The sequence below is a fragment of the Bradyrhizobium diversitatis genome (assembly GCF_016031635.1).
GTDB classification, from domain to species: Bacteria; Pseudomonadota; Alphaproteobacteria; order Rhizobiales; family Xanthobacteraceae; genus Bradyrhizobium; species Bradyrhizobium diversitatis.
Map to the genome: position 1 here is coordinate 42,693 of NZ_JACEGD010000038.1, position 14,675 is coordinate 57,367.

Here is a 14,675-nt window from a genome sequence, read left to right on the forward strand (position 1 = left end):
CTGCCTTAGGCCCGTTGTGACTTGTCGCGCTCGGTCGACTTGACGATCGCATCACGCGCGGCCTTCCACTGCTCGTCGGTGAGCACCGACAGGTCGGCGAACGTCCCAGGTCCAGCGAGATGTTGACCGCCATCGATCGCGATCGTTTGCCCGGTCAGGTATTCGCAGGCGTCCGACATCAGAAAGATGATGAGGCTTTGCAGTTCGCGCATCTGGCCGAACCGGCGCATCGGAACGGTATCGGCACTGGTCGCGCTGGATTTGGTGTCAGGTAACGGATTGAGCTTTTCCCAGGCGCTCTCCGTGGGAAACGGTCCCGGCGCGGTGGCGTTGAGCCGGATGCCGTAAGGGCCCCATTCGACCGCAAGGGACATCGTCATCGCGTGCAACGCGGTTTTCGCCATGGCGGAGGGAACGACGAAGGCCGATCCGGTCCAGACCCAGGTTACGAGATTGCTGACCACGGAGCCTTTGAGGCCGCCTGCGATCCATCGCTTGCCGGCCGCCAAGGTGACGTGGAAGCTGCCATCCATGACGGTGGAGGTGACGGCGCGAAATCCGCGCGGGCTGAGTTCCTTGGTCGGTGCGATGAAATTGGCGGCAGCGTTGTTGAGGAGACCGGTGAGGGGGCCGACGCTCCAGATGGCCTCCATCATCTGGTCGACCTGGTCGGCATCGCGGATGTCGCAAACGTGCGTGTAAACCTTTGCCTTGTCCGACGACGCGATCTCGCGGGCCGCGGCTTCCAGCACCTGGGCGCGTCGCCCGCAGATGTGAACGGTGGCTCCCCGGTCCGCCAGCGCCTTGCTGATCTCCTTGCCGAGACCGCTGCCCCCGCCGGTAACCAGGATCGACTTCCCGGCCAACGCATCCGGCCGAAAGATATCTATGCTCATAATAGGGCAAAGCCTCCGTTTACGGCCTTTTCTGACGTCGGCCCGAAAAATTCGTAAACCTATTTACAAGATTGGGCATTGCTGTCAAGTTGCGCGCCTACAAACGAGGGACGGAAATTGCCCACTACGCCAAGTCAATCTCGGACTGGGCGCTTCGTTGCCGCAGTTGGAGTTTATGCCCCGCTGCTGCGGCTGGAGCGCGCCGCTGCCGGTAAAGCTCTCAAATTTTCGGGATTGGGCGGCAGGCCGTCCGGTCGGCGTGCCGTTGCCGGGTGGGACGAAGACGCGTTGACGCTCGCCGTCGAGGCGGCGCGTGGATTGCCGCGGCCTCAGGCCGTGATTTTCGCATCGACCTCCGCGCCGTTTATCGAGCGGTCGCAAGCGACATTGCTCGTCGACGCTCTCGCGCTGGATCCAGCCGTACGCACGGGCGACGTGGCCGGCTCGCGCCGATGTGCGGTTTCGGCGCTTCGCGATGCCTTGCTGGGGAACGGCGATACGCTCATCGCAGCTGGGGAGAAGCGGCCGGCGACCGCTGGCAGTTCCCAGCACCTATCCGACGGCGATGGCGGCGCGGCTGCGTTCGTTTCCGACCGCGGCGCCGCCGAGCTGCTCGGTTACGCGAGCCTGTCGCATGACCTCGTTGATATCTACGCGTCCCGCGAACGTCCGCAATCGTACGCGTATGAGGAGCGATTCGTCCGCGACACTGCAATCGGGAAAGTGATCGCGCCGACGATCAGGGCTGCCTGCGCCGCGGCGGGGGTCGCGCCGTCGGAGATCGCGCGCGCAGCGGTGCACGAGCCGCTCGCGGGATGCTGGCGCGAGATTTCGCGGTTGACGGGGGTGACTGCTCCGAATGTCGCGGCTGATCTGGCGCAAGCCGTGGGTGATCTCGGAGCGGCGCACGCGCTGTTCGCGTTTGCCGTGGCTTGCGCGGGCGCGCGCGAGGGAGATCTCGTCCTGCTGGCCGGGTTCGGCAGCGGCTGTGATGCGATGGTGTTCCGCCTTACGGGCGAGATGCCAGGCGCGCGCGAAGCGGCGGCGCAGCTGAGCAAAGGGGTGGCATTCGACGACTACATGCGCTTCCTCAGCCTGACGGGAGCCGTCCAGCTCGATTGGGGCGTAAGATCCGAATTGGAGCAGAAGGCCCAGGCGACGGTGCTCGAGCGCTACGGCCGCGACATGATCGGCTTCGTCGGCGGCCGCGACGCCGAGGGCAATATCCAGTTTCCGAAGAGCCGCGTTCCGGTACGGCCGGACGCTGCGGCTCCCGAACAGTTCGAGGACGTTCGACTGGCGGACTGTACTGCCAGGATCGTCTCGGTGACCGCTGACCGGCTCAACTTCACGCCTGATCCACCATTCTGGTTCGGGCTGGTGCAGTTCGACAACGGCGCGCGCGTGATGATGGAGTTCACGGACGGGGACGGTCGTGGATTTTCGGTCGGAGACGCGGTGCGGCCGCTGTTGCGCATCAAGTCGCGCGACGCCCGGCGCGGTTTCAGGACCTACTTCTGGAAGGCGGCTCCCGCGGACCGTCCCAGCATCGAGAGGTAGACATGGCTACAGGCATCAAGGACAAGGTCGCCGTCATCGGCATGGGCTGCACGTCGTTCGGGGAGCACTGGAATAAGGGCCCCGAGGACCTGATGGTCGACGCTTTTGTCGAGGCGATTGCCGACGCCGGCATCGAGAAGAGCCAGATCGAGGCTGCCTGGATGGGCAACGCTCTCGATGACATCAACGTCGGCAACAGCGCCTTGCCGCTCGCGCACGCGCTTCGCCTGCGCGGCATACCCGTGTCGCGCGTGGAGAACATGTGTGCCACGGGCTCGGAAGCATTGCGCGCGGCAAGCTATGCCGTTGCCGCCGGCGCGGTCGACATCGCGCTTGCGGTCGGGGTCGAGAAGCTCAAGGACACGGGCTATGGCGGGCTGCCGCTCCGGACCAAAGGCCTCGCCAACGATCTGTGGATGCCCTACGGCTCGGCGCCAGGATCATTCGCGCAGTTGGCCGGTGCCTATGCGGCGCGTCACGGTATCGACAAATCCGATCTGAAGCGGGCGATGGCTCATGTCAGCTGGAAGAGCCACCAGAACGCGGCCCTGAACCCGAAAGCGCATCTGCGCAAGGCGGTCGACGTGGAGACCATCCTCAAGGCGCCGATGATCGCGGATCCGCTGGGTCTGTTCGATTGCTGCGGTGTGTCGGACGGCGCAGCCTGCGCCATCGTGACGACGCCTGACATCGCGAAAGGGCTGGGCATCGCCAATCCCGTCACCGTCAAGGCGATCCAATTGTGCGCCAGCCATGGCTGGGAGCTGCAGTATGGTGAATGGGACGGAAGCTATGTCGCAAACACGCGGCAGGCTGCGAAGCGCGCTTATGCCGAAGCGGGTGTCGAAGCGCCGCGCCGCGATCTTTCGGTCACCGAGGTGCATGACTGCTTCTCGATCACCGAGCTCGTCACGATGGAGGATCTGAATCTCTCCGACGAGGGGCGGGCGCCATTCGACATTCTGGATGGTCGTTTCGATCGCGCGGGTGCGCAGCCCTGTCAGATTGACGGGGGGCTCAAGTGCTTCGGTCATCCTGTCGGCGCCTCGGGGCTCCGAATGGCTTACGAAGTCTACACCCAATTGCTTGGGCGTGCCGGAGATCGGCAGCGCGGCACAGTCGATCTCGGATTGGTGCACAATCTCGGAGGGGCTCCGTTCAACAGCATCGCGGCGGTCTCGATTCTCGGGCGCCTGCATTAGGAGGAACCGCAAGTGGCGGGGAAATATTTCGAGCAGTTCGAAATCGGCCAGAAGTTCGTTCATGAGGTGCGGCGTACGGTTACCGATATGGACAACATCCTGTTCTCGACGTTGACGCACAATCCTGCGGCGATCCACATCGACCACGAGTACGCGAAAACCACCGAATTCGGACGTCCACTGATCAATTCGATCTTCACCCTGGGGCTGATCGTCGGCCTGTCGGTGCAGGAGACGACGCTGGGAACGACGGTCGGCAATCTTGGCTGGGAGGAAGTCGCCTTTCCGAAACCTGTCTTTGCCGGCGACACCATCCGCGCGGAGACGACGGTGGTCGCCCTGCGCGACAGCAAATCGAGGCCTCAGCAGGGCATCGTGACCTTCGAACATCGCGGCTATAACCAGCGGAACGAACTCATTGCGACCTGCAAGCGTGCCGCGCTCATGTTGCGAGTGCCCCGACCATGAGGCTGCGCTCACTCTTGTTCGTACCCGGCGATTCCGAACGCAAATTTGCGCGCGGGCGGGAGTCAGGCGCTGACGCCCTGATCCTCGATCTCGAGGACTCCGTGGCGCCTCCCCAGAAGGCAGCGGCTCGAGGTCATGTGGGCCAGCTTCTCGAAGGCCAGGCGTCCCGTGACTGGGCGTTCTTCGTACGCGTCAACGCGCTCGATACCGGCTTGACGCTCGACGACATGGCCGCGGTGGTCAAACCCGGGCTGGACGGGCTGCTGATCCCAAAGGCCAACGGTGCCGCGGACATCGAGCGCATCGCTTATTACCTCGATGCCCTCGAAGTGCGGTCCGGCATGGAGCGCGGTTCGGTGCGGGTTGCCGTGGTTTGTACCGAGACCCCGCGGGCAATGTTTGCGCTGGGCTCCTACGCGCCAGCACACCCGCGGCTCGCGGCGCTGACTTGGGGCGCAGAAGATCTGTCTGCGGTGATCGGTGGGACCGACAACAAGGAAAGCGACGGGAGCTGGACCTGGCCGTACCAGGTGGCAAGGACGCAATGCCTGTTCGCCGCGGCCGCAGCGGAGGTCGCGCCGATCGATACGCTCTTTGCGGACTTCAGGGATTCGGAAGGGCTCGAGCGCGATTGCCGTCGCTCGCGACGAGACGGCTTCGTCGGGCGCGTGGCGATCCACCCGGACCAAGTTGGCGTGATCAACCGGTGTTTTGCGCCATCTGAGGCCGAGATTGCGCAGGCGCGCAAGATCGTCGCCGCATTCGAGGCCAATCCGGGGGCCGGGACGCTCGGGATCGACGGCAAGATGTACGACATCCCCCATCTGAAGGCCGCGCGAAAGACGCTGGCTTCTCTCTAGGTTCAGCCGTTTGCGAAGAGCATATGCCCATGACGGAAGTGAGACCCTTACCGACGGACGACGAACGAAATGCGATCCGCGAGGGCGTGCGCGCGGTCGTCACCCGGTTCGATGACGAGTACTGGCTCGCACGCGACGAGGACGGCAAGTTCCCGCATGAATTCCATCGCGCCATGGCCGAGGCCGGTTGGCTGGGCATTACGATGCCCGAGGAGTACGGCGGATCCGGGCTTGGTGTCACTGAAGCCGCCATCATGATGCATGAGGTGGCGAGCCATGGCGGCGGGATGGCGGCCGCCTCGACCGTTCACATCAACCTCTTCGGCCCGCATCCGATCGTGGTGAAAGGCACGCCCGAGCAGAAGGCGCGGTGGGTGCCGCAGCTGATCGCCGGCAAGGACCAGTGCTGCTTCGGCTTTACCGAGCCGGACGCGGGGTTGAACACGACGCGGATCAAGACTTTCGCCGAGAAGGTCAAGGGCGGCTACATCGTGCGTGGCCAGAAGGTTTGGACGTCGACGGCACAGGTCGCCAACAAGATCATGTTGCTGACGCGCACCACGAAATACGAGGATTGCGCGCGGCCGACCGACGGGATCACGATCTTCTACACGGATCTGGATCGCAGCAAGATCGATGTCCAGCGCATTCCGAAGATGGCGCGCAAAGCGGTGGATTCGAATGCGATCTTCATCGACGGGTTGTTCATTCCCGAAGAGGACAGGATCGGCGAGGAAGGCAAGGGCTTCTCGTACATTCTTCATAGCCTCAATCCGGAACGCGTGCTGATCGCCTCCGAAGCCATCGGAATCGGACAGGATGCATTGCGCAGGGCGACCCGCTATGCCCAGGAGCGCGTCGTGTTCGACCGGCCGATCGGGCAGAACCAGAGCATCCAGCATCCGCTGGCCGAGAATTGGATGTATCTCCAGTCCGCGTGGCTGATGGCGGTCAAGGCGGCTGAGCTTTACGACCAGGGACTGCCGTGCGGAGCCGAAGCAAATTCGGCGAAGTTCCTCGGCGCCCGCGCCGGGCATGACGCTGCCTGGCAGGCGGTCATGACCCATGGCGGCTTCGGCTATGCCAAGGAATATCACGTCGAGCGGCTCTATCGCGAGGTCTCGCTCACGCGGCTCGCGCCGATCACCGAACAGCTCATCCTCTCGTTCGTGGCCGAGAAGGTTCTTGGCCTGCCAAAAAGCTATTGAGGCGCACACTATGGGTATTATGGACGGAAAGGTCGCACTGGTCACGGGCGCGGGCCGTGGGGTCGGACGAGGCATCGCGTTGGCGTTCGCCAAGGCGGGGGCGGCCGTGGTGGTCAACGATCTCGGGGTCAATCTTGCAGGCGAGGCCGGCGAGAGCACGCCGGCCAAGGAGGTGGCTGACGAGATCAATGCGGCCGGGGGCCGGGCCGTCGCCAACACGGACAGCGTCACAAGTGCGAAGGGCGCTCAATCCATGGTGCAGATGGCGATCGACACGTTCGGCCGGATCGATGCTGTCGTGAACAATGCCGGGAATCTGCGCGATGGACTGTTTCACAAGATGACGGAGGAGGAGTTCGAATCCGTCATCAGCGTTCATCTGCGGGGCAGCTTCCACGTCAGTCGCGCCGCGGCGCCGTTCTTCAAGACCCAGGCTTCAGGTGCTTACGTTCACATGACGTCGACATCCGGGCTGGTCGGCAATTTCGGGCAAGCCAACTACGCGGCGGCCAAGCTGGGCATCGTCGGCCTGTCGAAATCAATTGCTCTCGACATGCAGCGCTTCAACGTCCGTTCGAATGCCGTCGCGCCATTCGCATGGACCCGCATGATCGATTCCATTCCAACCAATACGCCGGAGCAGCAACGGCGCGTCGACGGCCTGAAGAAGCTGGTGCCGGAGAAGATCGCGCCGTTCGTGGTCGCGCTCGCAAGCGATGCGGCGGCACATGTCACCGGACAGATCTTCGGGGTCAGGAACAACGAGATCTACCTGTTCTCGCAGCCGCGTCCCGTCCGCACCGCGCACACGGCAGAGGGGTGGACGCCGGAGACGGTGATCGACCGCGTGTTTCCGATGTTTGCGAACGATCTCTATCCGCTGCATCGCTCGGCCGACATCTTCACCTGGGATCCCGTCTGATGAACGTGGAAGCTCGCGCGCGGGAGAAAGCAGCGTGAAGTCCAATCGGGATATTGCAAAGCGGTTGCGCAGCGGCCTGAAGATCCCTGTCATGGCTGCACCGATGTTCATCGCGTCAACCCCCGATCTTGTGATCGCGCAATGTCGTTCCGGCATCATCGGCTCCATCCCGGCGCTGAATGCGCGCACCAGCGCAGAGCTTGACAATGACCTGACACGGATCGAGCAGGGGCTGGAAGGATGTCAGATTCCCTATGCGGTCAATCTGGTGGCGCACAAGTCGAATGACAGACTCGACGCCGATCTGGAGCTGACGATCAAGCATCGGGTGCCGATCGTGGTTCTGGCGCTGGCGGCAAGCGCGAAGATCGTGGATGCCATTCACGGCTACGGCGGCATCGTGCTCAACGATGTGATCAATGATCGCCAGGCGCGCAAATGTGCAGATATCGGGGTTGATGGCATCATCGCCGTCGCGACCGGCGCCGGCGGTCACACCGGCAATGTGTCTCCATTTGCGCTGATGGCGGAGATCCGCGAATGGTGGCACGGGCTCTTGATCCTCTCGGGCTGTATCGCCACGGGAAGCGCCATATTGGCAGCTGAGGCGCTCGGGGCGGATCTGGCCTATGTCGGTTCGCCCTTCCTGGCCTCGACCGAGGCCAATACGCAGCCGGCTTTCAAGCAGATGATCGTGGATTGCGCGGCCAAGGATGTCGTGATCGCCAATTGCTTCACGGGGGCCAATGCGTCCTTCTTGCTGCCCTCCGTGACAGCCAACGGATTGGACCCGGCATCGTTGTGGCGCCCGGATCGCGGGGCAGTTGACATCTCGGGCGGCGGATCCGATCGGAAAGCCTGGCGCGATATCTGGAGCGCTGGGCAGGGCATTGGCGCGGTCAAACGGGTCGAACCTGCTGCCGACTTCATTGCATGGCTGGCCGACGATTACGCTCGGGCGCGGCGCGCGATTGCCGCAGTGTAGCGCTCTGCGCTGCTCCTGGGGGCCCCGGAATGGAAGACGGCAGAGCGGGGAGCCGCTTTGCCTGATCCTTTGATTGCGGCCGGCTGGTTCGCGCCGATCAGATCGGCGGATGCTGCTGCACCTGGGCGTATTTCTCGTAGCCCTTGCCAACGCCGTACTCGATGATGCCGTATCCGACCTCGTCGCCATCGACGACCTCGATCACGTGGTCGGCAAGCGTGCGTACCAGCTGACGCGTGTCCGGGTCAGCGAGGGTCCAGACATCGTGCTCCGAGTAGAATTTGCCCTTGTCGTCGCCGTGGAACCAGCCGCGCAGGCCGCCGTACAAGCCCCCCTTGAGGAAGTAGCGTGCCGGCAACGTGCGGACCTCCACCTTCCGGTGCGTTCCATCCGAGAACACGGCGTCGAACACGGCGCGCTCGACCGTTTGGCCGTGAGGATCGTTGGCCCAGACGACATCGTGAGCGATTCCAGCCAATTTCCGCGTCGTCCTCGACCGCTCGCCGATGGTCGTCACCTCCTCGCCGGAGATGTAGATGAGGTCGCCGGGGGCACGCTCTTTGAAGAACAGGTGCAGGCCGCGGTTGGCGAATTGCGCCGTCGTCCAGCAGTAGAAGAAAGGCGGATAGAACGTGACGGGCGGGCTCGTCTCGTCGGTGCGCATCTCGCCGCGAATTCCCCAGGAATGATCACGTTGACCGAGCCAGTGCGCGGCCTCGATGTCACGGCGCTTGCCGTCGACCGCGATCCAGCCGCGGTAGGCGCCGAGCTGTTGGGCGCGCGCCATGTGCTCCGTAACCCGGCCATTACGACGGCGGAAATGCTCTTCCTCCTCGTGTGGGTTCATGGTGGCAATGAACTCGATGTCGAACGCGAGGCTGGACTCGTTCGGCTCGAGCAGCAGGCGATGACGCCGCAGCCCTTCGAGGATTTGGATGTGAAGGGGGCCGATCGAGGTGGTGAGCGGATTCGGCCGCATCCTGCGGGAGACCCTGAAGTTGTGCTGCCGCCCGTCGACGGTAACGCCGGCGAAGCCATCCATCACGTTGCGGTTCGGGTGCCAGCCGAGCCCGACGTCGAAGATGAAATCGCCGTCCGGCTTCGGGTGACCAGTGTACCAGTAGCGCTCCATCCAGCTCGGATCGCTGTTCATGACGTGGTCGAACGTCGTGGGAAGCTGGTGCCCGATAAAGTCGTCTTGAGCTGATAGCATGCGGGTGTTCCTCTTCAGTCTTCGCGGCCCCGCGAAATCTCGGTAAACATCGGTTTGGCGCTGGTTTCGATGTCCCACTTGAGCTGGCGGTTGAGATAGTTGTCCAAGATGGTCTCCACTTGAGCCACCACGCCGGCGGGGAGGCTGTCGCGGCGTTCGGCCAGCCAGTCGATCATGTGGCAGAGCTGCTCATCACCGGCGTTGCGCCTGGCTTCCAGTGCGCCTTCATCTGGCAGATCGGGGATATTCGTGACACCGGGCAAAGGCGCGCCGGGTAATTCGCCCGCCATGGCCTGAAGTTCCTTGCTGGCCTTGCTGAACGCGATCAGCTGCTCCTGGAAGAAGCGGTTCGACCAGCTGGCGCGGCGCTGGATGCTGTTGAGCATGTAGATGATGCCGATAGCCTGGCCGCGCGCGAACTCCCCTTCGAGGTTGGGAAGGACTTCACGCCGCAAGGTGGCGATCATCCCGTCGATCAGCCTGGGAAGCGAGTTGTTCACGAGCTGCGCTCCATGATCTTGGCGATCTGGCGAAATACTGGGCCGATTTGCGTCGCCATCGCGGGCATCCGCATGTCGTTGAACAGGCCATCCTCGAAGCACCGCGCCGCCGCCATGTGGGTGAGGGCGAGCTTGAGCAGCGAGAACACGATATAGAAGTGAAGCGCCGCGCGGTCGATCTTGTAGCCCACTTTGTCCTGGTAGCGCGTCAGGAAGGCGTCCTCGTCGGCGAGGGCGCAGACCATGCGGGTGCCGCCGCGATATTGCGGCAAAAACGCCCAGCCAAGGTCCTCGGTCGGGTCCCCGAGATGGACCAGTTCCCAATCGAGAATGGCGGAAATCCGCTGATCCTGTTCCAGGAAGTTTCCCAGCCGATAGTCCCCATGGACGAGGGTGACGCGGGGAGCCCGCGGCTTGTTGCGGCGCAGCCAAGCGAAGGTTCGATGTGCCATTGGGTGCGCGCGCAGGGCCCAGCGCTGGAACCGCTCCCACCAGAAGTCCAGTTGACGATCGGCGGCGTTGTCCACGGTAATGCTAGGGTCCCACTGCTCCAGCTCGGTGCGCCTCCAATCGAAATTGTGGAGCGCGGCGAGGGAATCGATGAAGTCCGCTGCGAGGCTCTCGCGACGGGCATCATTCATGGCGCCATCGCCACCGCCCCAGGGGAGCGGCGTATCGCCGGCGACGCGCTCACAGAAGAAGAACGGAGCGCCCAGGATCGAATGATCATCGCTGGCCGCGAACGCCCGGGGCACGGGCACGCCGCTGCCCTCCAGCGCGGATAACGATTGGAATTCCGGCATCGCGCTGTAAGGCGCGAAAAGGCCGTAGGGAGGACCGATGCGCAGGATCATGTCGTCGGCGCGCGGATGCCCGCGCAGCTTGACGCCGTAGGTGATCCACGAAAAGCCGGCGGGAAATTTCTGAAGCCGCTCGATGACGATGGGACGCCCCGCGTCCTTGCTAAGAAAATCGCCGATCGCAGCCTGCAGGGCCAATGGATCCTCGAACGGCGCGAGACCACGTTGTGTTGTCTGCGCCGAGCGTCCCGCCGGACGTTGAATATCTTCCTGCTGCCGCGTCACGGCCTGGTCCATGCTCCCTCAAAGGTCCGGGATGAAAGACGACCGGTACGCCGTCTGCCGAGGCTTATGATAAACTAGCACACCAAATTGTCCAGCCGGACATCGGGTCGCAATGTTCGCCGGTTGCGGCGAATTTTTGCACAGTCGCTCCAATGGCTTTGCGCGGCGAAAAAAGAGCTTGGCACGATGCGCGAGAAAAAGGTAATGTAGTTTACCAACAAGCAAGATATCGGACATCGGGAGGCAGCGATGAAGCTCAGCGCATTTGAGTTCGCAATCAAGGACGGCGTTGCGCATATTACCTTGAATCAACCCGATCGCGGCAACCCGCTGGACGGACAGTTCGCCGAGGACTTGAACAGGCTTGCGACGGAATGCACGGTCAATCCGGACGTCAGGTCCGTGCTCATCGATGCCAAGGGCCGCTTTTTCAGCGTGGGAGGCGATCTCAACTCGCTGGCGCGCGACCGGCGTGATCTGGCGAATTTCGTGTCGACTGCGACGGCCGACCTGCACATGGCGATTTCGCGCTTTGCGCGGATGAACGCACCTGTTGTGATGGCAGTCCATGCCCTGGCCGCGGGCGGAGCTGTGGCGCTTGTCGCAGGCGCGGATTTCGTGCTGGCATCGCCGGCGGCGAAGTTCTACGCGGCCTTCGCTGGGATCGGCATCGTGAGCGACAGCGGCGGCTCATATTATCTTCCGCGGCGCATGGGCAGCCGGAGGGCGTCGCAATTCCTGATGCTGAACGAGACGCTCTCGGCCGACGAAGCCGCCGCGGCGGGATTGATCAACCGGGTCGTTGCCGCGGAGTCGCTTAATGACGAGGCGTGGGCGCTGGCCAGGTTATTGGCGGCCGGCCCGACGCTGGCCTATGGCGAGATCAAGAATCTTCTGATCAGCAGCGAGACCGAGGGCTTGGAAGGACAGCTCGAGAACGAGGCGAGGGCCATGGCGCGCATTACTCGGACCGAGGATGCGTGGAATGCCATGCAGGCGGTTCTCGGCAAGAGGAAGCCGACTTTCGAGGCGCGTTAGAGCAATTTCTATCGAAGTCTGTTGAGTTGACCGGAAGGACCAGATCGAATGCTGCTCAATGAAGATCAACTGGCAATTCGCGACCTGGCACGCCGTTTCGCGCGGCAGCGGCTTGCTCCGAGCTATCAGGCCCGCGAACGAGCGGCAGTCATGGATCGCGATCTCGTCAGGGAGCTGGGTGACCTCGGTCTGCTGGGAGTGGATTTGCCGGAAGAGTTCGGCGGTCTGGCGGCACCGGGCGTTACCGCGGGCGTGATCGCCGAGGAACTGGCCTATGGCGATTTCAACATCAGCACCGTGCAGGTCAATGTCTCGCTGCTGGGTGCCATCCTCGCCAACAGCGGTTCCCCGGATCTCGTGCAGGAATGGCTGCCACGCATGATCAGCGGCGAAAAGCTGCTCGGCATTTGCGTCACTGAGCCCGGCGGCGGGTCGGACGCGGGCAATATGAAATTGCGCTGCCGCCGCGAAGGCAATCACTACGTCCTGAACGGTGAAAAGACCTCGATCACCTTCGCCGATTGCGCCGACGCCTTCATCGTCTTCGCGCGCACCGGCACGGCCGAAAGCGGCGCCGGCGGCATCACGGCTATGGTCGTTTCGGCGGACAGCCCGGGTCTGTCGCGTACGCGGTTCAACGACGTCGGAAGCCGGATCATCGGCCGCGGGTCGGTGTTCTTCGACAATGTCCGTGTCCCCGTGGCCAACCGTCTCGGCGCGGAGGACCAGGGCTTCACGCATGTGATGCGCGGGTTCGACTACAGTCGCGCGCTGATCGCGCTGGAATGCATCGGCTGCGCGCAGGCATCCCTCGACGAAGCCTGGGAGTACACGAAGACGCGCAACGCCTTCAACGCGCCGATCGCCCAGTACCAGGGCGTGACGTTTCCGCTCGTCGAATATGAAAGCCAGTTGGCCGCGATCCGGCAATTGTCCTATCACGCGATCGCGCTGCGCGATGCCGGGCAGCCTCACACCGCGGAGGCGGCGATGGTGAAATGGATGGGCCCGAAGACCGCTTTCGACACCATCCATCAGTGCCTGCTGACCTTCGGCCACTACGGCTGGACGCTGGAATCACCGCATCAGCAACGCATGCGCGACGTGATGGGGCTGGAGATCGGGGACGGCACCGCGGGCATCATGAAGCTGATTGTCGCCCGGGAACGCATCGGCCGCGCCGCCGTGCAATACGCCAAGCGATAACGCCGATAAAACGGGTCTTGGAGGCAGAGCCTTCCCGGGCCCGATGTCCGGGAGGTAGGCGAGATGACGCGGACCGTGAACCTGCAGATGCGGCTCGTTACCCGTCCGAGGGGAGTGCCGCAGCTGGCGGACTTCGCGCCGGTGCGCGCACCGGTCAGGCGCCCCGGGGACGGCGAGATCCTCGTGTGCAACCATTATCTGTCGGTTGATCCGGCGCAGCGCGGATGGGCCAATGATGAAGGCAACTACAGCGCACCTGTGCCGCTCGATACGCCGATGCGCGCGCTCGCGGTCGGCGAGGTCGTCGAGAGCCGCAGTCCCGGCATCGGAGAGGGCGACTTCCTGTACGGATGGTTCGGGTGGCAGTCACATTGCACGACGACGCCCGATGCGATCCTGCGGCGGGTGACGCCGTCGGCGCTGCCGCTCAGTGCAAATCTCAGCCTGCTCGGCATCAACGGCCTGACGGCCTATCTCGCGTTCAACGGTCTCGGCAAGCCGCAGCCCGGCGAACATGTGCTGGTGTCGACGGCGGCCGGCAGCGTCGGCAGTTTCGTCGGGCAACTGGCCCGACTTGCCGGATGCAGGGCAGTCGGTCTGACCAGCTCGGCGGAGAAGGCGGCGCTGGCGCGGGAGCGGTACGGCTATGCCGACATGATCGACTACCGCAGCGAGAACGATCTGCCGGCGGCCATTCGCCGCGCGTGCCCTGACGGCAACGACATCTTCTTCGACAACACCGGTGGCGCAATCGCCGATGCGGCCATTCGATCGATGCGCAGGAGCGGGCGAATGATTCAGTGCGGGACGGCATCGATCGCGTCCTGGTCGCCGCCGCCGACGGGTCTGCGTCCCGAACGCGAGGTGCTGACACGTCGCCTACATTGGGCGGGATTCATAATCTTCGATCATGTCGCGGCTTTTCCTGAGGCCGCCGACGAACTGACGCGCCTCGCCTTGAGTGGCGCCCTCGTCTACGACGAGGATGTTCTTCTTGGACTGGAACAGGCGCCGGCAGCATTGGCGGGCCTGTATGAAGGCAGAAACCGCGGCAAGCCGATCATCCGGCTCGAGGCCGCGACGTAGCGTCGGGAGAGGATCGATGAAGGTCTTAGTGCCGGTAAAGCGGGTGGTCGATTACAACGTCAAGGTCCGCGTCAAGGGCGATGGATCGGGCGTTGAACTCGCCAACGTCAAGATGTCCATGAACCCGTTCGACGAAATCGCAGTCGAAGAAGCGCTGCGCCTGAAGGAAGGCGGCAAGGCCACCGAGGTTGTGGTGGTCTCCATCGGACCTGCGCAGGCATCGGAGACGATCCGCACTGGCCTCGCCATGGGCGCCGACCGCGGCATCCTGGTGAAGGCCGAAGGCGCCGTCGAGCCGCTCGCCGTCGCCAAGATCCTGAAGAAGGTTGCCGACGAAGAGCAGCCGGGCCTGATCATCCTCGGCAAGCAGGCGATCGACGATGATTCCAACCAGACCGGCCAGATGCTGGCCGCGCTGTTGGGCTGGTCGCAGGCGACCTTCGCCT

15 protein-coding genes are annotated in these 14,675 nt (G+C 63.6%); 11 read left to right on the forward strand and 4 right to left on the reverse strand.

What is annotated here, in order from left to right:
* Positions 1 to 5: 5 nt before the first annotated feature.
* Entirely contained in the window at positions 6 to 896 is an 891-nt protein-coding gene (locus H1B27_RS31870; RefSeq protein WP_197968773.1) for an SDR family oxidoreductase, read from the reverse strand.
* Positions 897 to 1,184: 288 nt separating this feature from the next.
* On the opposite strand from H1B27_RS31870, the gene H1B27_RS31875 reads away from it, so the two are divergent.
* From H1B27_RS31875 to H1B27_RS31905, 7 genes are read left to right on the forward strand one after another with little or no spacing between them, the layout of a single operon-like run.
* Positions 1,185 to 2,456, forward strand: coding sequence for a 3-oxoacyl-[acyl-carrier-protein] synthase III C-terminal domain-containing protein (locus H1B27_RS31875; protein ID WP_197968774.1), 1,272 nt, complete (start codon positions 1,185 to 1,187; stop codon positions 2,454 to 2,456).
* A gap of 2 nt (positions 2,457 to 2,458) precedes the next feature.
* Positions 2,459 to 3,658, forward strand: a complete 1,200-nt coding sequence (locus H1B27_RS31880) for an acetyl-CoA acetyltransferase (protein WP_197968775.1) — start codon at positions 2,459 to 2,461, stop codon at positions 3,656 to 3,658.
* Between the two features lie 12 nt (positions 3,659 to 3,670).
* Positions 3,671 to 4,126, forward strand: a complete 456-nt coding sequence (locus H1B27_RS31885) for a MaoC family dehydratase (protein WP_197968776.1) — start codon at positions 3,671 to 3,673, stop codon at positions 4,124 to 4,126.
* Positions 4,127 to 4,128: 2 nt separating this feature from the next.
* Complete coding sequence (locus tag H1B27_RS31890) at positions 4,129 to 4,986, forward strand: HpcH/HpaI aldolase/citrate lyase family protein (RefSeq protein ID WP_210343568.1); 858 nt, start codon at positions 4,129 to 4,131, stop codon at positions 4,984 to 4,986.
* 29 nt (positions 4,987 to 5,015) lie between these two features.
* Positions 5,016 to 6,194, forward strand: coding sequence for an acyl-CoA dehydrogenase family protein (locus H1B27_RS31895; RefSeq protein WP_197968778.1), 1,179 nt, complete (start codon positions 5,016 to 5,018; stop codon positions 6,192 to 6,194).
* Between the two features lie 10 nt (positions 6,195 to 6,204).
* Positions 6,205 to 7,116, forward strand: coding sequence for an SDR family NAD(P)-dependent oxidoreductase (locus H1B27_RS31900; protein ID WP_197968779.1), 912 nt, complete (start codon positions 6,205 to 6,207; stop codon positions 7,114 to 7,116).
* Positions 7,117 to 7,150: 34 nt separating this feature from the next.
* A complete protein-coding gene (locus H1B27_RS31905) occupies positions 7,151 to 8,101 on the forward strand; it encodes an NAD(P)H-dependent flavin oxidoreductase (RefSeq protein ID WP_311977315.1) in 951 nt (316 codons plus the stop codon).
* 97 nt (positions 8,102 to 8,198) lie between these two features.
* On the opposite strand, the gene H1B27_RS31910 is transcribed toward H1B27_RS31905, so the two are convergent.
* Genes H1B27_RS31910 through H1B27_RS31920 form a run of 3 tightly spaced genes read right to left on the reverse strand, consistent with a single transcriptional unit; the run spans position 8,199 to position 10,911 of the window.
* A complete protein-coding gene (locus H1B27_RS31910) occupies positions 8,199 to 9,314 on the reverse strand; it encodes an Rv3169 family protein (protein WP_197968780.1) in 1,116 nt (371 codons plus the stop codon).
* A 14-nt stretch (positions 9,315 to 9,328) separates the two neighbouring features.
* Positions 9,329 to 9,814 carry a hypothetical protein gene (locus tag H1B27_RS31915; RefSeq protein WP_197968781.1) on the reverse strand — a complete coding sequence of 162 codons (486 nt, stop codon included), beginning with the start codon at positions 9,812 to 9,814 and terminating at the stop codon, positions 9,329 to 9,331.
* On the reverse strand, positions 9,811 to 10,911 hold the full coding sequence (locus H1B27_RS31920; protein ID WP_197968782.1) for a phosphotransferase family protein: 1,101 nt from the start codon (positions 10,909 to 10,911) through the stop codon (positions 9,811 to 9,813). Before H1B27_RS31920 ends, H1B27_RS31915 begins: the two co-directional genes overlap by 4 nt.
* Before the next feature lie 237 nt (positions 10,912 to 11,148).
* Between H1B27_RS31920 and H1B27_RS31925 the strand changes: the two genes are divergently transcribed.
* The 4 genes from H1B27_RS31925 to H1B27_RS31940 all read left to right on the forward strand — a co-directional run.
* Entirely contained in the window at positions 11,149 to 11,937 is a 789-nt protein-coding gene (locus tag H1B27_RS31925; protein ID WP_197968783.1) for an enoyl-CoA hydratase/isomerase family protein, read from the forward strand.
* 48 nt (positions 11,938 to 11,985) lie between these two features.
* On the forward strand, positions 11,986 to 13,143 hold the full coding sequence (locus H1B27_RS31930) for an acyl-CoA dehydrogenase family protein (RefSeq protein ID WP_197968784.1): 1,158 nt from the start codon (positions 11,986 to 11,988) through the stop codon (positions 13,141 to 13,143).
* Between the two features lie 63 nt (positions 13,144 to 13,206).
* Complete coding sequence (locus H1B27_RS31935; RefSeq protein ID WP_197968785.1) at positions 13,207 to 14,229, forward strand: NADP-dependent oxidoreductase; 1,023 nt, start codon at positions 13,207 to 13,209, stop codon at positions 14,227 to 14,229.
* Positions 14,230 to 14,245: 16 nt separating this feature from the next.
* The coding region (locus H1B27_RS31940) for an electron transfer flavoprotein subunit beta/FixA family protein (protein WP_197968786.1) at positions 14,246 to 14,675 on the forward strand (430 nt) is incomplete at its 3' end.